Here is a 23,393-nt window from a genome sequence, read left to right on the forward strand (position 1 = left end):
TAAGCTATTTATATTTTAGCCAAATGCTTTTTAAGAAGATGTAAATCCCTTCTAAGCAACTTCAAATTTTTCAGTTTAATTTCAAAAATCTAATCGATGAAGAAAAAAATAAACTTAATGCTCCATTTAACACTAATAATGTTTTTAACAGGGTGCACCCAAAACGATTTAAAAGAAAAAGCTAAAAATAGTATTTCGATTTCAAATGTAGAACCGCGAAAAACTATTGATGATAATATCGTTGACGCTCATGATGGGAGGATTATAAACTTTAATGATAAATTTTATTGGTACGGAACTTCTTACGGAAAAACTAATGGTTTTACCACAGCTAATAAATACATGTGTTACAGCTCGAAGGACTTGATAAATTGGGAAGAGCAGGGCGCCCTGATACCCAATCAACCAGAAGGTGTTTATTACAGACCTCATGTTATTTATAATAAAAAAACTAAGAAATATGTGCTTTGGTATAATTGGTACCCAAAACTATGGAATGGAAAATTTGGGGTAGCTGTAAGCGATACACCGCAAGGTCCTTTTAAAATTATTAACGACGATGTACAAATGTCGCGATCCGAGGCAGGACTGGGTGATTTTGGACTTTTTGTAGATGGCGACGGCACCGCTTACATAAGCTACAACACCATAAATAATCACCAAGTTTCCATTGAAAAATTAGACGATAGCTATACAGGCTCTACTATGAAAAACGGTGGAATTATCGCCCAGCACATGGAAGCAGGTTCTCAATTTAAACACAACAATAAATACTACTTATTAACTGATTACACTTGCTGTTTCTGTAATTATGGCTCTGGTGCTAGGGTTTATGTAAGTAACAACCCACTTACTGGCTATACTTTTACAGGAAACATAAACCGTTATCCTGGCAAAAAAGCCTTAATGCTGAGCGATAGTGTTTCCAGAGGTACGCAATATGAAACGTTAGAAAAAAGACCTTCTGGCTACGATGGCATCGAACTTCAACTTGAAAAGCATACCTCTGTAAACAAAATTGAAATAAGCCTGTTTACAGGAAACCGTCCCGAAAACTGCGGAAATGTTGAAAATCCTAGAGTTCATCCTGAAATCAACATTCCTAAATTCAGTTTCTTTACTTGGCAATTTGATAGTTGGAAACCACTTAAGGCTGAACTTTCAAGCAAGGAATCTTCCGCACTTAACGAATCCATGCGTTTTACCGTAAATATTGAAGCAGACCGAATTAAGGTTGTTCCAAAGGATTCCACCGCAACTACAGCCCTTTACATTAACGAGATTACTTTATTCAATAACCAACAAAAACTTCCGTTTAACGGTTATATCTCCCATAAAAGTATTCCACAAAAACCAATTATTCCAGCGCAACAAACCTACGTAATGAAACTAAACACAAATGCTGGGGAAAAATTTATTTGGATGGGCGATTTATGGGGTTCTGCTTCGGATAATATAAAAGGGCACGATTATCAATACTGGAGCGCTCCTTTGAATTTTAAAGAAGATGGCACCATTTATCCATTGCAATGGACGGATTCATGGGATTACCAACCTAATAAGTAGATCTTTCAACGTATTTGTTTTTTGGCCTGCAATATGCTTTAAATGTATGGCAATTCCCGTTCGGTGTATTGCAAGGCCCGCTCATTGCACTGCATAAACTGTTAAATTTTCTTCTCTACAGCAATAAAAAAACCCCGTGGCTGTTGCCAACGGGGTATAACAATATTTTATTATTAGAAACTACTCTGCCGAAGGATTGTACTTTGTATTTGGCTTAGGAAACTTAGCACCTAGTCTTTTTAGTTCAGCTTGCATTTCATTATACATAGCTTCAGCCTTATCTCTATTCTCTTCGGAAAGATCTTTGGTTTCTCCTAAATCTTCTTCCAAATTATACAGCTCAGATCTTTCTTCTTCATAAAAATAAACAAGCTTCCAATCCCCTTTTCTGTAGGCTGTCGCTGGCTTCCCATGTTGCGGACTGTAATGTGGTAAATGCCAAAGCAATCCTCGCTCGTTATTTTCTAGGTTAAAAATATCTATTCCTTCCGCAGGAAAATCAGTACAACCGGTTAATTTGGATAAGCTGTACACCAAATCTTGTGCTACAACTGGCGTATTTATTTCTTTAGAAGTTAATTTATCAGGCCAAGAAACTATTAAAGGCTCTCTAATACCGCCTTCATATAGATATCCTTTTCCGGCACGCAATGGTCCGTTATCTGTTGGTGGTGTGTGCTTGGCAAAAGCAGGTACTTCCCTTACTGAAAGTCCGCCGTTATCAGAAGTAAAAGCAATCAATGTTTTCTTATCCAAATTCTGCTCTTCAAGCATTTTAATAATTCTTCCCACGTTGATATCGATACTTTCCACCATAGCGGCATAATGAATGTTTGGAAGAATTGCTTCGGAAGTGTCCCCTCGTTTTTCAGTATACTTTTTCACCAAAGAATCTTTAGCCTCAATAGGCACATGCGGAGCATAGTAATTTAAACTGATAAAAAACGCACTGTCTTTTTGTTTGTTAATATAATCAAGCACTTGATTGGTGAGCACATCTGTTAAATAATCTCCGTCATTGCTATTATTTTGCAATGCAGGCTTCTCTCCCATTCTAAAAAATGGAAAAAAGAAAGAAGAAGGTAGTCCGTTGTAACTTCCCCCTACATTTACATCAAACCCTTGATGTTGAGGCTCAAATTTTCCACCACCAAGATGCCATTTCCCAAAAAAACCGGTGTTATAACCCTTTTCCTTCAATGCCTCTGCCAGCGTTTTATAATCTAAATCCAATTGCTGACTTACAGGAGGTGTTTTTAACATCTGCTTTGGTCCGGCAGGTCTATTTCCATGAATATGCTCTGTAATATTCACCGTTATCGGGTGAAGTCCTGTCATTAAAGAAGCCCTAGAAGGACTACAAAGTGGTGCTGCAGCGTATGCATCAGTAAATTTTAATCCATTGGCAGCCAAACGGTCTAAGTTGGGTGTTTCAATGAAAGTATTTCCATAAGTCCCAAGATCGTGCCAACCCATATCATCAGCAACTATCATAATTATGTTAGGTTTACTTTCTTGAATTTCTTCAGTTGAAGATTCCCCTTTCGGAATTTCTTTACAGGAAAGAAGCATCAATGTTGCTGATAAATAATAAAAAATTGGATGTTTTAAGTAATTCATAGTAGTTATTTTGCAATTATTGTATGGTTACCACTTTCTAACCACAACTCTTGGCTATCAGCAGTTATCTCTTTATTATTTAAAAAAGTTGGTTTCCATTCCTTCGGAAGAACAACTTTGACGCGACTTCCCTCGGGAACATTAATAGATATTTGAAGATTTTCAGTTCTTTTAATATCGACATCAATCAGTCCTTGAATACTTGCTACACTTGCCGACACCTCTTTCAATTCTCCCATTTGAGGCTTCACCATAAAAGTTTTATATCCCGGAGTTATTGGACTTATCCCTGCCACATATTGAGAAAGTAGTGTGAGTCCGCCCCCACTCCATGCATGGTTTATCGTTCCACCTCCGAAACCTTCTTTTCCAATACCCCAACCTTCCCAAAGGGTTGTAATGGTTGGGTGACTCACCATTTTCTCAAATCGTTCATTTAGTCTCTTTAAGGCAAAACTATCTTTATCCATCAAGAATAACGATTCGACTACGTATTTTTCCATGTACGGACTCGCATGCTTTTCAGCTTTTAAAATCTTGTAGATTGCATCAAATTTATCGCTATCTGCCAAACCAGAAACTACTGCCAACGCCTGGGAACGGTCGTCGGTTAACCCTTTGTAATCTCGGGAACGGTATGCGTTTCCTCTCCAAAAAGCATCATTAAAACTCTTTTTAAACACCTTCATTTTAACAGCAATTTCTCGAGCTTCTTCATCTTTATTCAGTGTTTCTGCCAGCAAATGCAATCCCTTTAAAGCTAGGTAATATTGAGTATTCATCAATAAGGGAATGTCTTTATTGTTACCCCAATCTCCCCAAATCCATCCTCCTTGTCTAACTTGTATCGTACCATCATCCTTTAATTTGTACAACGACAGGTATTTTTTTATGGGTTCATACACTTGCTGGATGGTAGTCGTGTCTCCAGTATGAAGAAAATAATTGTAAACTCCATAATACCCAACACTGGCGAGCATTTGTCCAGGCAATTCTTTATCCCAATTACCGGCCGGAACTGGTGAAAAAATAGTACTGTCTTTTCGTTGCCAGTTTAGCAGTTCTAAAATTCCCTTTTGGGTAAGTGCATCAGATTTTCTATCCAATGCATAAAAAGATTCTCCGCTTTCCAATACAACATCTCCCCACCATTGAGCTCGTTCCCTATCGGGGCAGTCCATATAAGTATCCCGCATGGTAATGTATAAAGTGCGTCTCGCTTTCTTCCAAAGCTCATTAAAAAAAGGATCTTCACAGGAAAAAGCACCTGCCAACTCAGTATCATAACCTGTCTCCCTGTATTTTAAATCCAAAACCTCAATCCCTTTCGGAATATAATAATGTACATTATGTCCGTTAATCCAACCGGGGATTTCAAACTCTTGAACGCCAGGCTTGCTAATATACACGGCCCTAATATTGGGGGTTCCCCCTCCTCGGTAATTATCGGTTTGAATGTGGATGGTATCTTTCTGCGTGGCCTTAATTTCTAAGTACGGACTCACTTGTCCATTATAAGGTAACTTCATTTTTAAGGTATCCCCTACACTTTTAAATGGATATGAAAGTCTATTTTCATATTCTTTCAAGCCAAAGTCTTTCCAGAATGGGATGGGTCTTTTCACTAAATTATTCCAAGGCGCATCTCCATATTTCCCTATAATTTTTGCTAATTGATTAGAAAAGGCATCAAAATTCTCGCTTACAAAAGAAAAATCACCTCTATTGGCATCAAATAGAATATTACTTTCTGCAAGTCTGTAATTAGGATGCGGATCACTGGTCATTCCAAATGAAGGATGTTTCCAAGCTTTCCAATTTTCATCAGAAGAAATATCCAATTCATTCCATTTCAAGTCAAAAATAAGACCTTGTTTACCGCTGTTATTATGACTAAATCCATGCTTACCGAAGAATTGAGTTAAAATAGCTATTACATTTTCTCCTTTCTTTAAGTACGGTTTTAAATCAATGCTGTCATAATAAGTGTCGTTTGGATTCGGACCGCGTTTTAATCCGCCCATTCTTACCACCATTTTTCCATTTACCCAAAGCCAGTACTTAGAATCTACTGCTAAATTTGCCATGGCGCTTTCAGGTATTTCTTCATCTATAACAAATTCCCGTCTGTAAACAGCCCATTGGTTTATAGTATCTTTTGCATTGTTTGGAGCAATCCATGAAGCCGTTTCCCAAAAATCCTTTGTTTCCGAAGCTTTATTTGCTACTTTTCCTTCTTTGGTTTGACACGCCAATGTTGAAAACAGTGCACAGAAAACAATTATGTATGTAAAAAATCTATTCATTGGTATTGACTTTAAAAATAAATTCATAATGATAAACATTTGCAGGCAAGCGAAAAGGTTCATGTGGACGAGCGTCCATACTCCAACTATTATCTCCCCCAACTCCCATTTGCTTATAATCAATATTTAAAACATTAAAATTGTTCAAAGGTAAATCTTCAATACGGGTAGCTTCCTCCAGTTGATTTTGCGTGTAAGGCCAAACACTAAAATTTATTGCATTATTAAACGCTTCAACTTGTAATAATGTGTTTTTTCCGTCGGTAAGTTTCGCCCAGTAAACATCTGTTTTATTGCTGCTCTCTTGCGGACGAACATAATAGACGAAATCTGAAACGTTTTCTTTATAACGACCAATAAAAGATCCCGATTTTTTATCAGCATACGTTTCATAAGGTCCTCTACCAAACCATTCTAAATCACTTAAGCTTTTAGCAACCGGCACTTGCATTCCCACTCGTGGCAAATTAGGCAAATCTGGTGAAGGTTGCATCGTAAAAGACACTTTTAACGCCCCTGAACTATTAAGACGATACTTAATTTCCAAACTCAATTTTTTATCAGGAGAAACATGCGTAGTTTCTACGACAGTACCCTTTTCTGAAGAATAATTAGTGAAACTATCAAGAGATAAGCTATCTACTATGGTTTTCCAAACACCCATGCGTTTAGGAACTGAAGCTGCTAAATCGTTATCAGTTGGTGCTCTCCAAAAATTAGGATTTAATGCCCCTTTCAACAATTCTCTTCCATTTGCTTCCCACCCGCTTAAAAAGCCTGTTTTAGTGTTAAAAGCAAATTCTAATTTATTTTGTTTAATAAAAAGGGTGTCGCCAAGTTGATAAATTTCTGTTTCAGATTCCGTTTCCTCTTTTTTCAACAAAGGCTTATAAACAAGTGGAAATTGTTCTTTGGCGATTTCGAATCCTTTTTCAGCCCATAACTCATCCTTTTTAAGCACGTAATAAATATTGAAAAAATAACGCTTGCCCTCTTTATAATTTACGTAAGGCATGGAAATCTTTAATTTACCTTTCTTGCCTGTAGCAATACTCGGTGCGTTCATCGTACCGTTTTCAACAGGAGTTCCATCTTCTGTAATTTCCCATTTAACACCATACGTATCCAAATTAGTGCGGGAATGCTGATTTGTTACTGTAAAAATTCCTTTCTGTAAACTATCTGCCTCTGTGTGGATTCGTTGCCATACATATTTAGCTTGCCAACCACCGGATTTAATTTTTCCATCTGCGGAAATAAGTCCTTTTTGAATAGGCAGCAAATCATCTAATTTTTGGTTGAAATCTTTGCCATACTTCCAAAGTTCCTTATCACCTTCACTTGGTTTTGAGATTAATTGATCTCTCCAATCCCATACAAAACCTCCTACCAATCGCTTATATTTATAGATGGCATCCCAATAGCCTTGCATATCCCCAGTGGAATTGCCTTGAGAATGAGCATACTCACACCAAATAACGGGTCGGGTATCATTGGGTTGCGTGGCGAGGTCAATCATATCATCCATTAGGCGATACATTCTACTAATGATATCTATGTACAGTCTATCTTTTGGTTCTGGCTTAGGCCAATTGTATCCATAAATATTCTGAGCCCCTTCAGCATGAATAGGTCGGGTTGGATCAAACTCTTTTATCCAAGCTGAAAGTGCAGCATGATTTGGACCAAACCCAGCTTCATTGCCCAATGACCAACTTATAATGCTAGGATGGTTTTTGTCTCTTTCCACCATATTAATCCCTCTTTCCAAAAAAGCAGTGTGGAATGCTGGTGTATTACTTGGCAAAGACCCCAAAGCGTGGCTTTCTATATTGGCTTCATCCATCACATAAATACCGTATTGATTGCACAATTCGTACCAATAAGGAGGATTTGGATAATGGGAAGAGCGAGACGCATTTACATTGAGCTGTTTCATCAACTTAACATCCCTTTCCATCGCTTCTTTAGTAACCGCCTTTCCAGTGGTTGCATCCCAATCGTGACGGTTTACCCCGTACAACAATACTGAAATTCCATTCACTTTAAACTGCCCATCGGAAATATCAATCTCTCTAAAGCCAATCTTTTGGCTACGTGCTTCTATCAATTTTCCCTTTTCATCCTTTAGCGCCAATATGAGGGTATAGAGATAAGGCTGTTCAGCAGACCATTTTTTTGGAGAAGGAATGGTTCGTTTCATTAAATTATTAAAGGGGCGATTTCCAATTTGTGGGTAATGCTCGTTCAATATTTTTTTCACTGAAACTTGAAAAACACTATCCAAAATAGGCTCGTTATCCTCATCATATAACAAAGCTTCCAAATTCCATCCGTCTATATCTGATCGTTCATACTGCTTAATTTCTGGGCGTATCTGTAATTCAGCATTGGTATAACTTTCGTCAAAATCAGTTCTAACTTCAAAATCGTATAATTGAACCATGGGTGAAGCATCCAAGTAAACATCACGGGTAATACCACTCATTCGCCAATGATCCTGATCTTCAATATAACTTCCATCGCTCCATTGAGTAACCTGAAAAGCAATTAAATTTTCTCCCGATTTTAGTTTTTTGGTAATATCGAATTCCGCAGGCAATCTATTATCTTCACTATAACCTACATATTCTCCGTTGACCCAAACGGATAAAGATGAAGAAGCCGCACCTATGTGTAAAGTTATCTGCATTCCGTCCCAATCTTTCGGCAAAGTGACCCATTTTCGGTAAAGGCCTGTCGGGTTGTAATCTGTTGGAATATTTGGAAAAGGAACATTTTTATCTTCCCATATTTGCGGAGTAAGTCGTTGCCAAGGTTTACCATACCCGTGCAATTCCCAATTGGATGGCACCGGTAAAGTTGCCCAATTTTCATCTGATGTTTCCAACTCAAAAAAATTGGATGGTACATCGTTAGAAGAATTTTTAAAAAGAAATTTCCAGTCTCCGTTTATATTTTTTCTTCTTGACGACTCCTCTCGATTTGCTTTTAAAGCTTGATTTAAAGTGGAGTAAGAAACCGAGGTCGCTTTGGCCGGAAGTTTGTTAATTTGCGTGACATTTTGATCCAACCAGGGCTCTTTTGATTGACAAATCAAAAGAAAATGTGTTGAGATTAAACTAATCGTCAATAGGTTCTTGTAATAAGATCTTTTCATAATGCAATTCTATAATGATAAAATAAAAAGTGTATCCTGTACTATGCTGAATAAAACATCGTCCTAAGATTTTCCATTTCCACTAACAGCACAGTACAGGATAGTTTTGATTGAATTGCTAATTATAATTGCATCTATTATGAATAATTTAAAATATTCGCTTCTATTTTATAAATATTAATAAAATATAAAGATGTTTTAAACAAAAACTAACTAAAATGTTCAAAGTATTCAACAGACTCAAAGAGCGTTTACAAAAGTCCCGGAAGGTGGTGTCCTTACTTGGGATTTTTATCTTAACGACATGCTCAATTTATGCGCAGACAGCAATTAATGGTAAAGTTACGGGACCCGATGGAACCCCTCTACCGGGCGTAACAATATTTGTTAAAGGAACAACCAATGGTACACAAACCGATTTCGACGGAAATTACTCGATAAGTATTCAGAAGGAAAATGTAATTTTGACTTTTTCATATATTGGTTTCTCACCACAAGAAATACCTGTTCAAGGCAAAAATGAAATCAACATTAGCATGAAAGAAGATGTAACGGCTTTGGAAGACGTAGTTGTGATTGGATACGGTAAAAGAAAAAGGGAGGATTTAATAGGTGCTGTATCCACAGTCGATTCAAAAAGTATTCAAGATAAACAAGTCAATACGTTTCAAGAAGCATTAATTGGCCAAGTATCTGGAGTTCAGTTTCGGCAGAATGGAGCGCCTGATGGAGCACCACAATTAACTATCCGGGGAGTCGCTTCACTCGGTAACAACACCCCTCTATATGTTGTGGATGGCTTTCCATTGGGAAATTCAACGGCCATTGCATCTCAAAGGGACAACTATATCCTAAGTGGCATTAACCCAGATGATATAGAGTCGATAAGTATCTTAAAAGATGCATCCGCAAAAGCGATCTATGGATCAAGAGCCTCCAATGGTGTGGTGATAATAACTACCAAACAAGGTAAAAAAGGTAAACCAACCTTCACTTTCGGAACAAGCCTTGGGGTTCAGTCAATTCCTGACTATGAAAAACCTGATGTCTTGAATGCTCAAGAACTCTATCAATACCAGTTGGATTTTTATGAAGATAAGGAAGCTGACAATCTACCACTTGGAGGTATTCAAATACAAAATCGAGACTTTTTATTGGGATTAGATGATATTGACCCAGATAATGATTGGTTTGATTTAATTACTAGGGATGCTTTTGTAAAAGACTATAACATCGCCGTAAGAGGAGGCGGTGAAAATAGCAAGTATAGTGTTTCCGCCGCCTTACAAAATCGGGAAGGTACTTTAATTAACACCGGATTTAAAAGATATTCCATCAACGCCAATTTGGACATAGACATTAATAAACGCCTTCGATTTGGGATCAATTTTGCTCCTACACGCTCTGTTGCTACTGGCGGTAGAACGGATGCTGGGGCCAATAATTTTGACATTTTCAACGCGGTAAGCTTATCGGCTTGGACAGATCCTACAGCTCCACTTTATGATGACCAAGGTATGCTTACGGGCGTTACAGATGGGAATCTATTATTTAGAAGTCGAAATATCAACCCAGTGACGCTTTTAACAGAAAGAGTCGATGAAAGAGTTTCCAACCAATTGCGTATGGGTAGCTTTGTTGAATACGATATCTTAGAAAATTTAACGGCTAAAACTTTTGGAACCCTGCAGTATATTGACAGATACAATCGTCAGTTTCAACCTTCCCGTTTCCCTGGGGACAATTTGAATCCAAGTTTATTAGGAACTCAAATGGCTACTGCTCAGGTATTCGACCAAAATAACTTTAACTGGGTATGGGAAAACACACTGAATTTTTCTAAAACGTTGGGTAAACATGATATAGATGCTCTTGTAGGATTTACCATGGAAAAACGTCAAGCAACCTCTTCCTTGGTTCGTTCCACAAATTTAGCTGATGAAACTATACAATTGCCAAGTGCTGCAAATTCAGTAGAGCCAACGGATTTTGAAGGTAATTCACAAACAGATTCTAATGCATTGATTTCAATGATAGCAAGATTAAATTATGCATATGATAATAGATATTACCTCACAGCAACCATAAGACGGGATGGCTCGTCAAGATTTGGTGAAGGCACACGTAATGGTAATTTTCCTTCTATAGCTGCTGCTTGGAGAATCAGTAATGAAAAATTCTTTGAGTCCTTGAAACCAACTATTTCAGACTTTAAAATTGAAGGAGGTTTTGGAATAAGTGGAAACAATGGATTAGGAAATTACGAATCCCAAGGTAGTATCGCTATTGGTCAGGATTATATTTTTGGAGGACAAAATGCTCCTGGAGTTGCTGTAGATGGACTTCCTAATCTTTTGGCAAAATGGGAAGAAACCGAAGAAACAAATTTCGGGATAGATTTGGGGCTTTTTAACAATAGGGTGTACATCAGTGTGGATTACTATAATATTAGTTCGGTAGACTTTCTCGCTTTACAGCCTTTACCGACCACAAGTGGATTCGACAATGTACGTGCTAATATAGGGGAAATAAATAATGAAGGGTTTGAGATTGATTTCAAAGTGGAAATTTTAAGGGATACCCCTGTAAAATGGAGCACTAACTTTAACTTTTCCAAAAACAAAAATAAAGTTATTGACCTAGTACAAGAAGAAGGCTTTTTCTATCCGGCAGGTAGTTTCCTAGCAGGTATTAATATTACAGAAGTTAGGGAAGGAGAATCCATAGGGCTCTTCAGGGGACTTAAAGTTACAGGTCTGTTCACGGAAGAGGACTTGAACGATCCTGATGTCCCAAAATATCCGGATGCCATTGTAGGATCTTTGAAGTTTGAAGATGTGCCAACTGTAGATACAGATGGTGATGGAATCCCCGATGAAGGTGATGGTGTTTTAAACACCTTGGATGCGACTATAATTGGTGATTCAAATCCAGATTTCATATTTGGTATGTCCCATCAAATTTATTGGAACAATTTTGATCTCAGTTTAACTTTAGATGGGGCCTTTGGAGGAGATATTTTTTACGGACAAAACCAATTTTTAGGAAACCAAGATGATGGACAATTTAATATAGATCGTAGATTATTGGAGAGATTTAGACCTGGTGATGATCCTACGACAAAAGAAATACCGGGTATCGGAAGCAATAGCAGTCGTCAATTCTTTAGAAATCCAAACTCTTTATCTATAAAAGATGGAAGTTACCTATGGGTTAGAAATATCACATTTGGCTATACTTTTGACGAAAGTTTAATAAAATACTTTAAAAATGCAAGAGTTTATGCGAGTATTCAAAATCCGTTTTTATTTACAAAATATGAATTTGGTAGCCCCACTGTTAACAGAGCGGCAGACAATGCATTGGTAAGAAATGTGGATTATGGATCATACCCAATTTCACAAGTGTTAACTTTAGGATTTAATGTAACTTTTTAAAATTATGAAAAATTTAAAAACAACTATAATTTTTGCGATTTCCATTATCCTTTTTGTAGGATGTAATGACTTTTTGGATGAATCGCCAGAAGCATTTAGAACTCCACAATCGTTTTATAAAACTGAAAGTGAAATTGACCAAGCAGTTGCTGGAGTCTACAGAACCAATCGAGTGCTGTACAATAATCAAACCCAACTAAGGTTTGGTGAAACCAGATCAGACAATACGAATATAGAAATCACAGGGGATGCTGGGGGTGTAAATGATGATCAACTGAATGAATTCACCATGGACGCCACAAACGGAAATCTTTTGACGTATTGGAATACAAATTACGAAGGAATATCTAGAGCCAATTTCGTCTTAGCAAATATAGAAAGTGTTGAATTCTTCAATGAAGATGATAAGAATTTTAGAATTGGAGAACTTTTGTTTTTTAGAGCTATGTATCATTTCAATTTAACCCAGATTTTTGGTGATATCCCCTATGTCATAGAGCCAGGTGAAAATCCAGATCAAATTCTGTCAGAAGAATTTCTAGTGCGCGATCCACAAGCGGAGGTTTACTCGAATATTGAACAGGATGTGCTTACTGCCATTGGACTCTTGCCAAATCCACAAAATCTATCCAGCGAAGATATAGGAAGGTCCACCAAAGGAGCCGCCTTGATGTTACAGGCAAAAGTGTTTATGGCACAACAAAAATACCCTCAAGCCATATCTCCCTTGGAAAGAATACAAACACTAGGCTATCAATTACTTCCAAACTATGCGGACGTTTTTGGCACTAAAAATAATAAAGAAGGCATCTTTGAAGTTCAATACGATCAATCGTTAGGACAAAGTTCTAATTTCTTCACCAATTTTGTTCCCTTCGTAAGTGAAGAAGACATTTTAGGAACTGGAGCAACACCTAATAATCGTGGAAATCAGTTTCGCCCAACTGATGATTTGATTGAATTATATGCTGAAGAAGACCAAAGAAAAGCTCAAAATATTTCCATTTACACCGATGACAATGGGGATCAATTTCAATGGGGTAGCAAATATGCCTTTCCTTTTGTAATTCCAGGAGAGCAAAATATAAATTGGCAAATGTACCGTTATGCAGATGCTCTATTAATGCTAGCCGAATGCTATGAAAAGACCGGAAGCGGAGACCCTATTCCTCTCTTATTGCAAATAAGAACCAGGGCAGGACTTGATAATCCAAATTTGAGTCCGAATGAACTTGGTGATCTCGAAAAGGCAATCTCAGACGAAAGAAGAAGAGAACTTGTTTTTGAAGGCCATAGATATTTTGATCTACTAAGAACTGGTAAATTACAGGAAGTGATGACAGCACATGGCGAAGACCAAATACAAAAAGGTTTGACCGTAACAGGAAATCCTTATCAAAATATACGTACTCTATTTGGGATTCCGCAAGCTCAGGTCGATCAATTTGGATTTCAACAGAATGAAGGATGGTAAATTAAACTTTGAATACTCCCACAATACGATTGATTGTCCAGATTTTGAAACGAACATAAATTTGGACTTGCTATATTTGACTAGACAGTAAGAAAGGAGTTTATATATTTATAAACTTAAAAAAAATAATAATGTCAAAAGCACGAAATTTTTACACCAAAGAATTTAAACAAAAAGCTGTAGAGCTTAGTTATGCAAAAGGTAGTTTAAAACAAACTTGTAAAGATCTATATATTTCCTTTTCATCTTTATCTAGATGGCGTCGTGAATTAAAACACTATGGAGATAAGAATAGTTTTCCAGGAAAAGGAAACTTAAAATTAACAGATCAACAGCGCGAGATTATAGCCTTGAAGAAAGAATTACAGGATGCTCATTTAGAGAATGAAATATTAAAAAAGACAGTGAGCATCTTCTCCAAGAGCGACAAGAAAAATATAAATTTATAAAATATCATAGATTGAAATTTCCTGTTGAGAAGATGTGTAATGTCCTAAAAATAAGTAGGAGTAGTTATTATAATTGGCTAAAATGTGGTCCATCAAAACATTGGTTAGCTAATGAGCGTATCATGTTTTTTATACAAAAGGTGTTTAAAGAAAGCTACGAGAGTTATGGAGCTCCCAGAATAAAAAGAGCATTAGAAAAATATGGCTATTTTGTTTCTAGGAGAAGGATAAGTAAGCTAATGAAATTATTAGGTTTACTAGTAAGACGTTCTTATAAATTTAGAGCATTAACCGATTCGAATCATAAATATATAGTGGCTCCCAATATATTGAATCAGAACTTTAAGGTTGATAGAAAAAATCAAGTATGGGTATCTGATATGACATACATTGCTACAAAACAAGGCTGAATGTACTTAACTGTAATTATAGATTTATTCAATAGAAAGGTAGTAGGATGGTCTTTTAGTAAGAACCTAACCACAAAAAATACCATTATTCCTGCATGGAAAATGGCTGTTAATAGAAATCAAATCACGAAAAAATTAATATTTCATACCGATAGATGTTCTCAATATGCTAGTGGACAATTTACAGATTTAATTAAATCTTATAAAGGTTTAATTAAGCAATCTATGAGTCGTAAGGGCAATTGCTGGGATAATGCTGTCGCAGAATCTTTCTTTAAATCTTTAAAAGTAGAATGGATCTATAAATATCAATACCAAACTAGATCTAATGCAAAATTATCTGTTTTTAAATGGATAGAAACTTGGTATAATAGGAAAAGATTACACTCAGCTTTAGGATTAAAATCTATTGAAGAATTTGAAACAGATATGTACAATCAAAAGCTAGCAGCATAATCTCTTTTCTCTTTGTCCAGTTTTTTGTTGCAAGTCCAAAAAATAACTGTTGACGATTTGTGAACTTTTAAAGTTAAATATAATAACTTTAAAAATATGCCTAAAAACGACAAAACCCTGCTAATCATATAATTAACAGGGTTTTGATTCTAATTGTTTTCTTAAAAGCGGTCTGGACGGGATTCGAACCCGCGACCCCATGCGTGACAGGCATGTATTCTAACCAGCTGAACTACCAGACCTTTTGTTATTGCGAGTGCAAATATACAACCTCTTTTTAACTACACAAGTCTTTTTTTATAAAAAAATAAAATTTTAAATCGGTAATCAAATAATCTTTTGACGTTCAGCAATATAAGTTTGCATGATTTTATTGAAATCTTTCTCTACATCGACCTCAACATACTTAATTCTATATTTTGCACACCTTAATTTGAGCTCTTCTTGAAATTTATGCATTAATTCTTCATAAGATTCCTTTACATTTTCTGCAAACAAATCAAGATGAGCTCCAGTCTCTACATCTACAAACCTTGTTGGAGTGTTCTCAAACTCAAAGTTCACCTCTGTATTTTTATCCATCACATGAAAAAAAACAACTTCATGCTTGTTATATTTTAAATGCTGCAATGCTTTAAACAATTGCTCCTGATCTGTTTCTGTTTCAAAAAGATCCGTAAAAATAAAAATAAGACTCCTTCTATGTAACTTTTTTGCTATCTGATGCAAATATGTATATGTATTGGTCTTGCGCGTAGAATCTTCTTTTTCATTTAAAAGATCTTCTAAAGTATTTAATAATAGATGATGGTGACGTTCATTTCCTTTTTCTGGTGCATAGAATTCATATATGTCAGAATAAACACTTAACCCTACGGCATCACGCTGCTTCTTTAATAACTTCATTAGGACTGCACTTGCCAAGACTGAAAAACCCAATTTATTTAGATTTCCAAGAACGTGCTTCCTTTTAAAAGGGTAATGCATAGAAGCAGAATTATCTATTATAATATGACACCTCAAATTGGTCTCTTCATCATATTTCTTGGTATATAATTTATCTGTCTTTCCAAATAACTTCCAATCGATATGTTTTGTACTTTCCCCTTGATTGTAAATTTTATGTTCAGCAAATTCTGATGAAAACCCATGAAAAGGACTTTTATGCATACCACTAATAAATCCCTCTACAACCTGACTGGCTAGCAGATCTAAATTCCCTGCCAGTTGTAAATTGTTAACTTCCTCTTGTAATTTCATATCAAAACCCTCCTCTTTTCATTATTCTTCTCTTCTTTTTTTAAAATCTACAGCAAACTTTATAATTTCTAACTGCTATTAGTCGTTTTAAATTATCGTGATTAAATTTACTTTATTACTTTTACACATCCAATTATATTATACAGTATGAGCAAATCTTTTGAGCGCTACCAGAAACGCAAACTTATATCATCTTACTTTTCTGTAATCTTAAGTATTGCGCTTGTTTTGTTTCTTTTAGGAGTTTTGGGCCTATTAGTTATAAATACTAAAAAGCTAGCAAATCACTTTAAAGAGCAAGTGGCAATTACTGTATTTTTAAAAGACAACGCTAAAGAGGTTGAAATAAATCAATTACAGAAAAGCTTAGCTATGACCGATTATACTAAATCGGCGGTTTTTGTCTCCAAAGAGGAAGCAGCAGAATCTCATAGTAAAGAAATAGGAGAAAATTTCTTAGATTTTTTAGGCTACAATCCCCTACAGAATTCAATAGATGTACATTTAAATGCTGATTATGTTGCTACAGATAGTATTCAGAAAATAGCAGACAATCTCTCCAAAAAAGAATATGTTGCCGAAGTTTCTTATGATAAGCCTTTAATATCATTACTGAATGAGAATGTGAAAAGAATGAGTTTTTGGATTCTTATTGCAAGTGGTGTTTTTACATTAATTGCCGTTTTATTAATAAACAGCTCTATAAGGTTATCTGTTTATTCCAAGCGCTTTATAATAAAAACCATGCAAATGGTTGGCGCAACAAAACGTTTTATAAGACGACCTTTTATATGGAATAGCATTAAATTGGGAATGGTAGGCGCACTTGTGGCAATCATCGCTATGATAGGACTCTTATATTATGTAGATATGAGAATGCCACAATTAAACTTACTTTCAGACCCATTTATGTTAATTGGGTTATTTATAGGTATCTTTGTAACCGGTATAATTATCACTTGGATTAGCACTTATATTGCTACCCAGAGATTTTTAAATTTAAAAACTGACGATTTATATTAAAAAGGCTTCAGTTCTATTTAACCAGAATATAAGCGTAATATAATAAACTATTAAGCCCTACTAGGGATTAAAATATATATTAAAGTGAAAAAAAACAATCAGAATAACACAACTGATAAAGAGTTTATCTTCCAGAAAAAGAATTATACTTTTATGTTCATTGGTTTAGCCTTCATTATTTTGGGCTTTATATTAATGAGCGGTGGCGGAAGTGACGACCCAAATGTTTTCAATCCAGACATATTTAGCTTCAGAAGAATACGCTTAGCACCTACATTGGTTCTTATTGGTTTTGGAATCGAGGTATATGCCATTCTTTTAAACCCAAACAAGAAGAAAAATAACTAATTTCAATATAATTTAATCTATTTCTATGGATGTAATAGACGCTATTATTCTTGGAATTATTCAAGGTTTAACAGAGTTTCTTCCCGTATCTTCTAGTGGCCATTTAGAACTAGGAAAAGCCATTTTAGGAGACAATTCTCTTCCGCAAGAAAGTTTGCTATTTACTGTTGTACTACATTTTGCCACAGCACTAAGTACTATGGTTGTCTTCAGAAAAGACATCTTTGATATAATAAAAGGAGTACTTAAGTTTGAATGGAATGAAGAGCTTAAATTTTCTATTAAGATTCTAATTTCCATGATACCAGCAGCATTAATTGGTTACTTTTTTGAAGAGCAATTAGGAATGCTTTTTAACGGAAACATACTTTTAGTAGGTTTTATGCTTATTGTTACAGCCCTTTTACTTTACCTAGCAGATAAAGCTAAAAATACTGGTAAGCCTGTTAGCAACACTAATGCATTTGTTATTGGAGTGTCGCAAGCAATTGCCATGCTTCCTGGGATTTCGAGATCTGGAGCTACAATTTCAACATCAGTTTTATTAGGAAACGACAAAAGTAAAGCTGCTCGTTTTTCTTTTCTGATGGTTGTTCCATTAATTTTCGGGAAAATAGCTAAAGACATTTTAAGTGGAGAGCTTTCTTTTGAGGGACATAATGCACCGGCATTGGGAATTGGCTTTTTAGCGGCTTTTATTTCTGGAATTCTAGCCTGCACATTGATGATTAAATTAGTTAAAAACAGTAAGCTAATCTATTTTGCTATCTACTGCTTTGTCGTAGGACTAATCGCCATCGTTTTAGGGTATTACTATTAACAGAAACACTTATTTTATGATATACACAGAAGAGAATATTAAAAGCGGACAGGTACTATTAATTGACAAACCGCTTACATGGTCTTCTTTTCAGGCGGTGAATAAAATAAAATGGGCAATTAAAAAGAAGTTCGGATTCAAAAAAATTAAGGTAGGCCATGCAGGTACTTTAGACCCGCTTGCTACTGGACTATTAATTATTTGCACTGGAAAATTTACCAAAAGAATATCCGATCTCCAAGGTCAGATTAAAGAGTATACTGGAACCATTACTTTAGGCGCAACCCGTCCCTCTTATGACATGGAAACTGAAATTGACAACACTTTTTCTATAGACCATATCACTTCAGAAAAAATACAAGATACTACAAAGCAGTTTATAGGAGAAATAGACCAATATCCTCCTGTTTTTTCAGCATTAAAAAAAGATGGAAAGCGTTTATATGAATTTGCTCGTGAAGGTATTGAAGTTGAAATTAAATCGCGTAAAATAACAATTGAAGCTTTTGAAATTACAGCTATAAACTTACCGGAAGTAGAGTTTAGAGTTGTTTGCAGCAAAGGGACTTATATACGCTCTTTAGCACACGATTTTGGGAAAGCTTTAGATTCTGGAGCATATCTTTCTACTTTACGAAGAACCAAAATAGGAGATTTCAACGTAGATAATGCAATCACACCAGATGCTTTTACAGATATGTTATTACCATAAAAGATATAATATTTTCTATCTTTAGCATCCAAGTCGATTTTCGATTATGAACCTGAAACCATATATAAATAAGATAAACGCTATTAATGATACTATTATTAATAGATTAGATGAACTTAGCAATAAGCAGTTAGCGCTAATTATCACGTCTTGCATCATGGGGATTTTTCTATTGACACTACTCAATATTCAACTTTCAGGACAACAAGAAGAAGAATTCTTATATGAGTTAAGTTTTGACGAAAAGCTTTTAGAAGAGGAGATTCCAGAGGAGAAAATGACTCTTACAGAGCTAGAAACACATAAAGCATATAACGAAGCTGAAAAAAGTGATTATGCTGATGAAATTGATAACTTTAAAACTTTAGAAGAATTAGAACAGGAAGCTCAAGAAGCTGCTAGTCAAGATCCAGATAATTCTGATACTCCTTCTAATAATCCTTCTTTAAATCAAAATAGTGCTTCCAGTAAATATGCAGAAAAGTTAAAAGAGCAACGAGAAAAAATCGAAGCTCTAAAACGACAAGGAGAAGCTCCAAAAATAAATATAAAACGTAGAACAACTATTACCTACTCCCTAATAGCACGTAGCGAAATTAGCTTACCAAATCCAGTATATACTTGCGAAAGTTTCGGGAAAGTTGTAATAAACATCAAAGTAGACGCCCAAGGCAACGTAACTGATGCCAACTTTAATAAGAGTAGCTCAACGACCTCTAATGGCTGTCTAGTTGATAATGCAATAAACTATGCTTTGAAATCGAAATTTACGAGTAAAAGCAATACAACAGATCAGCCAGGAACAATCACCTATTTATTTCAAGGAGAGTAACTCTAATAAATCTTCTATAGTATTTTCACCTTTATTTTTATTATACCACACTTGAAGACTCTCTTTAAATTCTGGAGACAAACCTCCATGCTTCTCTTTATATTCTTGAACTAAATTTGTTGCAATAGAAGGTCTTGGACCCCATACATCAAGAACTTTACAAAGACCTTTGTCAAGCATTATTAATTTAGGAATAGATCGAGATCCATTAGTTAGAAAGTTATCCATAAGCTCCTCATTCTCGTCCCTTAAAACTATTTTAAGATCAATTTTATCGGTAGCTTCTGCAAACTTATTAATTATAGGTAATGTTTGTGCAGCATCACCACACCAGCTTTCAGTAATAACAACCCAAGTAACTTGTTCTTTTATAGATTGTAGTTTTGCAATCACATCTGGAGATAATTTAGTCGTCTTATCGAGACGTTTCATTCTTTTATGATTTAGCAAACTGTAATTTGTTAGCACTTCTGTTTGCTCTTTCCCAGTCGACTCACCTTCTAAAACAAGCTGCTCAACTATAGCCCTATAATCTAAATAACTAAAGCCTTCATCTACAGCCTTTCTTATATGTTTTAAAATGTTTTGCTCCATAATTACCTCCATCGTATTAATTCTACAACTTAATTTTATATCTTGGTCGTAAACATAGCTAAAAATTACTAAAATTTAACTGATAAATATCATGCTTATGAAACGATGTGAATGGTGTGTTGGAGACCCTCTTTACGAAGCCTACCATGATAATGAGTGGGGAGTTCCTGTTTATGATGACAGTACTATATTTGAATTTCTAATCTTAGAAACTTTCCAAGCTGGATTAAGCTGGATAACTATCTTAAGAAAGCGTGAAAACTTCAGGAAGGCTCTAGATGATTTTGATTACAAAAAAATAGCTACCTACGACGAAAGCAAATACAATTCTTTGCTTTTAGATGAGGGGATTATCAGAAATAAATTAAAAATAAAGTCTACAATAACTAATGCTCAACTATTCATGTCTGTACAGAAAGAGTTTGGAAGTTTCAGTGAATATATATGGAGTTTTGTTGACGGAAAACCTCTTCAGAATAAAGTTAAAAATTACAAAGAAGCTCCCGCTAATACAGAAATTTCTGATGCAATTAGTAAAAACTTAAAAAAGAGAGGTTTTAAATTTGTTGGCTCCACAGTAATTTATGCACATATGCAAGCAACTGGAATGGTAAATGATCATGAAGTTAGCTGTTTTCGCTATAACGAAGTTCGCTCTTTATCTAAAAAAGATTAAAAGCTAGTTTTTAATTCTCTAAGTAAGCTAAATCTTGATTACACGATCGGTGTACATAACTTTTGCACTTATAAATAACTAATAAAAACTTCCCTCGGAATTTCTCTTGCCCCAAGAGAATGAAGATGGTCCGTATATAATTGGCAATCTATCAACTTATAATTCTCCTTCTCAAGTTTCTGAGCCAAATATATAAATGCAGCTTTAGAGGCATTGCTCATCTTTGAAAACATACTTTCCCCACAAAATATATCCCCCAAATCAACACCATATAATCCTCCCACAAGTTCATTTTTATACCAAACCTCAACAGATTTAGCAATCCCTTTCCTATTTAATTCGGTATAAGCGGTAATCATATCTTGGTCAATCCATGTTCCTTCTTGTCCATCTCGTTTGATAGAAGCACAATTTTCTATCACTTCTTTAAAAGCAGTATTATATGTTATCTTAAAAACATCCTTCTTAAGAACAGACTTCATGCTTTTAGATATTTTTACTTCTGAAGGAAATAAAACCATTCTTGGGTCTGGACTCCACCATAAAATTAAATCTCCTTGATCAAACCAAGGAAAAATACCTTTGGTATATGCCTCCATAAGTCTTTTGGTAGACAACTCTCCACCAACAGCGACCACTCCTTCTGAAGAAGCTGATGAAACTGGAGGAAAATCTATATTGTCAGTAAGAAAAATCAATTTTTCAATCGTTTATTTAACAAATTCAATGATTAAGCATAAAAAACACTCTTTTAACTTGTATATCAAAATTAAATATCACATTTTTGACACTTGCCAATGTAACCAATTATTTTCATCATTGCTTTTTGAGTTTAATGCATTGGCAAAACCTAAAACCACAATACTAAGCTCCGATTTTATCGGAGCTTTTTTGTTTCTTAAATATAAAAAAAGGGAAGCTATCAGCCTCCCTCTTTACATTTTATTTATACCTTAGAAAGGCAGATCATCGTGATCATCCTCTTTAAAATCTTTTGCTGGCTCGAAAGCATCTTCTGGCGGCATAGGTGGCATCTCTGGAGCCCCATTTCCTGCTGCTTGTAAGTTTTCTATTCTCCAACCTTGAATAGAATTGAAATACTTAGTCTCCCCTTGAGGGTTAACCCACTCTCTACCTCTTAGATTAATACTTACTTTTACTTGTTGACCTACTTGATATGCATTTAAAATATCACATTTATCTTGCACAAATTCAACAAGTATATGCTGTGGATATTGCTCTTCTGTAGTTACAACCAATTCTCTTTTTCTAAAACCATTGTTTCCAAAAGTCTTAGTCTCATCAATCAACTTAATTTTTCCTTGTATTTCCATGCTTCAAAAATATTAAAATATATCTATATATTATGCTAATAATAACTTCCATGCAGAAAGAACGTCATTATTTGCTATCATTTCTTGTGCTTTCTTATGCACTTCCTCTTTATTATCAGTCTTTAATAGCTCTTTAATACTATTAGAACTTTCTGAAAATATTATCACCTCCTCTTTGGAAGGTAAAGCTGCTACATTCCCAAGTATTCCCAAATCATTACCTGTTAACACCTTACTACATCTTATTTCAGAAGGAATTCCGTCTATTCCTATTCCAATGACGGATAAAGGTTTTGGAACCTCAAACATCCCAAGATTTGCACGACTGTACCAATTACCGCCCATTCTACTCACTAAATCAATCTTAAACTGATCTATATGCTGATTCTCATCTAAAATAGCCTCAGAAACATGTAGTTTTAAAACTTCACAAACTATTAAATTACCAGCACCTCCTTCTTCTCCCAAAGCTATCACTTCATTTACCCTGCACTCAAATTGAACAGGAGATTCCCCAACACGAAACGGTTTTACTATATCCGACTTCAGCATAGTTAACCCTGTCTTTTCAAATTCATTTACACCTTTAGGATATTCCGTGCTACTCAGAGAGGTTTGCTGAACAATATCGTAGTTTACAACATTAATAACAACCTCTTTAGTTTCAATAACATTCTCTAATGTATGCTTTGTAGTATTATCTCTTACCCTCCTATTTGCTGAAAAAATCATGATAGGCGGATTAGAACTATATACATTGAAAAAACTAAATGGAGATAAATTTACATTCCCCTCTCCATCTATAGTACTCGCAAAAGCAATAGGTCGTGGACCTACAGCCCCTAAAAGATAACTATGGAGTTTTGATGTTGGTACTTCTTTAGGATCTATGGATAGCATTTAATCATTTTTAGCA

17 protein-coding genes, 1 tRNA gene and 1 pseudogene are annotated in these 23,393 nt (G+C 35.3%); 10 read left to right on the top strand and 9 right to left on the bottom strand.

What is annotated here, in order from left to right:
• Positions 1-96: 96 nt before the first annotated feature.
• The gene (locus tag JM658_RS11600; protein ID WP_236959432.1) at positions 97-1,566 is read left to right on the top strand and encodes a family 43 glycosylhydrolase; all 1,470 of its coding nucleotides are present in this window, start codon (positions 97-99) and stop codon (positions 1,564-1,566) included.
• Positions 1,567-1,746: 180 nt separating this feature from the next.
• On the opposite strand, the gene JM658_RS11605 is transcribed toward JM658_RS11600, so the two are convergent.
• From JM658_RS11605 to JM658_RS11615, 3 genes are read right to left on the bottom strand one after another with little or no spacing between them, the layout of a single operon-like run.
• The gene (locus tag JM658_RS11605; RefSeq protein ID WP_236959433.1) at positions 1,747-3,186 is read right to left on the bottom strand and encodes a sulfatase; all 1,440 of its coding nucleotides are present in this window, start codon (positions 3,184-3,186) and stop codon (positions 1,747-1,749) included.
• 5 nt (positions 3,187-3,191) lie between these two features.
• On the bottom strand, positions 3,192-5,492 hold the full coding sequence (locus JM658_RS11610) for an alpha-L-rhamnosidase-related protein (RefSeq protein ID WP_236959434.1): 2,301 nt from the start codon (positions 5,490-5,492) through the stop codon (positions 3,192-3,194).
• Complete coding sequence (locus tag JM658_RS11615; protein WP_236959435.1) at positions 5,485-8,565, bottom strand: glycoside hydrolase family 2 TIM barrel-domain containing protein; 3,081 nt, start codon at positions 8,563-8,565, stop codon at positions 5,485-5,487. Before JM658_RS11615 ends, JM658_RS11610 begins: the two co-directional genes overlap by 8 nt.
• Before the next feature lie 305 nt (positions 8,566-8,870).
• Here JM658_RS11615 and JM658_RS11620 point away from each other — a divergent pair, with 305 nt between their 5' ends.
• The 3 genes and pseudogenes from JM658_RS11620 to JM658_RS11630 all read left to right on the top strand — a co-directional run bounded on the left by JM658_RS11620 (position 8,871) and on the right by JM658_RS11630 (position 14,878).
• On the top strand, positions 8,871-12,089 hold the full coding sequence (locus JM658_RS11620; RefSeq protein ID WP_236959436.1) for a SusC/RagA family TonB-linked outer membrane protein: 3,219 nt from the start codon (positions 8,871-8,873) through the stop codon (positions 12,087-12,089).
• 73 nt (positions 12,090-12,162) lie between these two features.
• A complete protein-coding gene (locus JM658_RS11625; RefSeq protein ID WP_236959437.1) occupies positions 12,163-13,563 on the top strand; it encodes a RagB/SusD family nutrient uptake outer membrane protein in 1,401 nt (466 codons plus the stop codon).
• A gap of 131 nt (positions 13,564-13,694) precedes the next feature.
• Positions 13,695-14,878, top strand: a pseudogene (locus tag JM658_RS11630) (IS3 family transposase).
• 168 nt (positions 14,879-15,046) lie between these two features.
• On the opposite strand, the gene JM658_RS11635 reads toward JM658_RS11630, so the two are convergent.
• Both JM658_RS11635 and JM658_RS11640 read right to left on the bottom strand, forming a co-directional pair.
• Positions 15,047-15,120: transfer RNA gene (locus JM658_RS11635), tRNA-Asp, on the bottom strand.
• 85 nt (positions 15,121-15,205) lie between these two features.
• Positions 15,206-16,138: a DUF58 domain-containing protein gene (locus JM658_RS11640; RefSeq protein ID WP_236959438.1), complete on the bottom strand. Its 933-nt coding sequence runs from the start codon at positions 16,136-16,138 to the stop codon at positions 15,206-15,208.
• Positions 16,139-16,285: 147 nt separating this feature from the next.
• Here JM658_RS11640 and JM658_RS11645 point away from each other — a divergent pair, with 147 nt between their 5' ends.
• The 5 genes from JM658_RS11645 (at position 16,286) to JM658_RS11665 (ending at position 19,873) form a co-directional block, all read left to right on the top strand.
• Entirely contained in the window at positions 16,286-17,161 is an 876-nt protein-coding gene (locus JM658_RS11645; protein WP_236959439.1) for a cell division protein FtsX, read from the top strand.
• A gap of 84 nt (positions 17,162-17,245) precedes the next feature.
• On the top strand, positions 17,246-17,509 hold the full coding sequence (locus tag JM658_RS11650) for a DUF3098 domain-containing protein (RefSeq protein ID WP_236959440.1): 264 nt from the start codon (positions 17,246-17,248) through the stop codon (positions 17,507-17,509).
• Between the two features lie 25 nt (positions 17,510-17,534).
• Positions 17,535-18,329, top strand: coding sequence for an undecaprenyl-diphosphate phosphatase (locus JM658_RS11655; RefSeq protein WP_236959441.1), 795 nt, complete (start codon positions 17,535-17,537; stop codon positions 18,327-18,329).
• Between the two features lie 16 nt (positions 18,330-18,345).
• Positions 18,346-19,041: a tRNA pseudouridine(55) synthase TruB gene (truB, locus tag JM658_RS11660; RefSeq protein WP_236959442.1), complete on the top strand. Its 696-nt coding sequence runs from the start codon at positions 18,346-18,348 to the stop codon at positions 19,039-19,041.
• Between the two features lie 46 nt (positions 19,042-19,087).
• A complete protein-coding gene (locus JM658_RS11665; RefSeq protein ID WP_236959443.1) occupies positions 19,088-19,873 on the top strand; it encodes a hypothetical protein in 786 nt (261 codons plus the stop codon).
• On the opposite strand, the gene JM658_RS11670 is transcribed toward JM658_RS11665, so the two are convergent.
• Positions 19,856-20,467: a thioredoxin family protein gene (locus JM658_RS11670; protein WP_236959444.1), complete on the bottom strand. Its 612-nt coding sequence runs from the start codon at positions 20,465-20,467 to the stop codon at positions 19,856-19,858. The genes JM658_RS11665 and JM658_RS11670 overlap by 18 nt on opposite strands.
• A gap of 91 nt (positions 20,468-20,558) precedes the next feature.
• Between JM658_RS11670 and JM658_RS11675 the strand changes: the two genes are divergently transcribed.
• A complete protein-coding gene (locus JM658_RS11675; protein ID WP_236959445.1) occupies positions 20,559-21,143 on the top strand; it encodes a DNA-3-methyladenine glycosylase I in 585 nt (194 codons plus the stop codon).
• 68 nt (positions 21,144-21,211) lie between these two features.
• Here the strand turns inward: JM658_RS11675 and aat are convergent, their stop codons facing one another.
• The 3 genes from aat to JM658_RS11690 form a co-directional block, all read right to left on the bottom strand.
• A complete protein-coding gene (gene aat, locus JM658_RS11680) occupies positions 21,212-21,841 on the bottom strand; it encodes a leucyl/phenylalanyl-tRNA--protein transferase (RefSeq protein ID WP_236959446.1) in 630 nt (209 codons plus the stop codon).
• 255 nt (positions 21,842-22,096) lie between these two features.
• The gene (locus JM658_RS11685) at positions 22,097-22,477 is read right to left on the bottom strand and encodes a DUF3127 domain-containing protein (protein ID WP_236959447.1); all 381 of its coding nucleotides are present in this window, start codon (positions 22,475-22,477) and stop codon (positions 22,097-22,099) included.
• A gap of 30 nt (positions 22,478-22,507) precedes the next feature.
• On the bottom strand, positions 22,508-23,377 hold the full coding sequence (locus JM658_RS11690; RefSeq protein WP_236959448.1) for a flavin reductase family protein: 870 nt from the start codon (positions 23,375-23,377) through the stop codon (positions 22,508-22,510).
• Between the last annotated feature and the right edge of the window lie 16 nt (positions 23,378-23,393).

Origin of the sequence: Joostella atrarenae, assembly GCF_021764745.1 — a bacterium.
Lineage (GTDB): Bacteria > Bacteroidota > Bacteroidia > Flavobacteriales > Flavobacteriaceae > Galbibacter > Galbibacter atrarenae.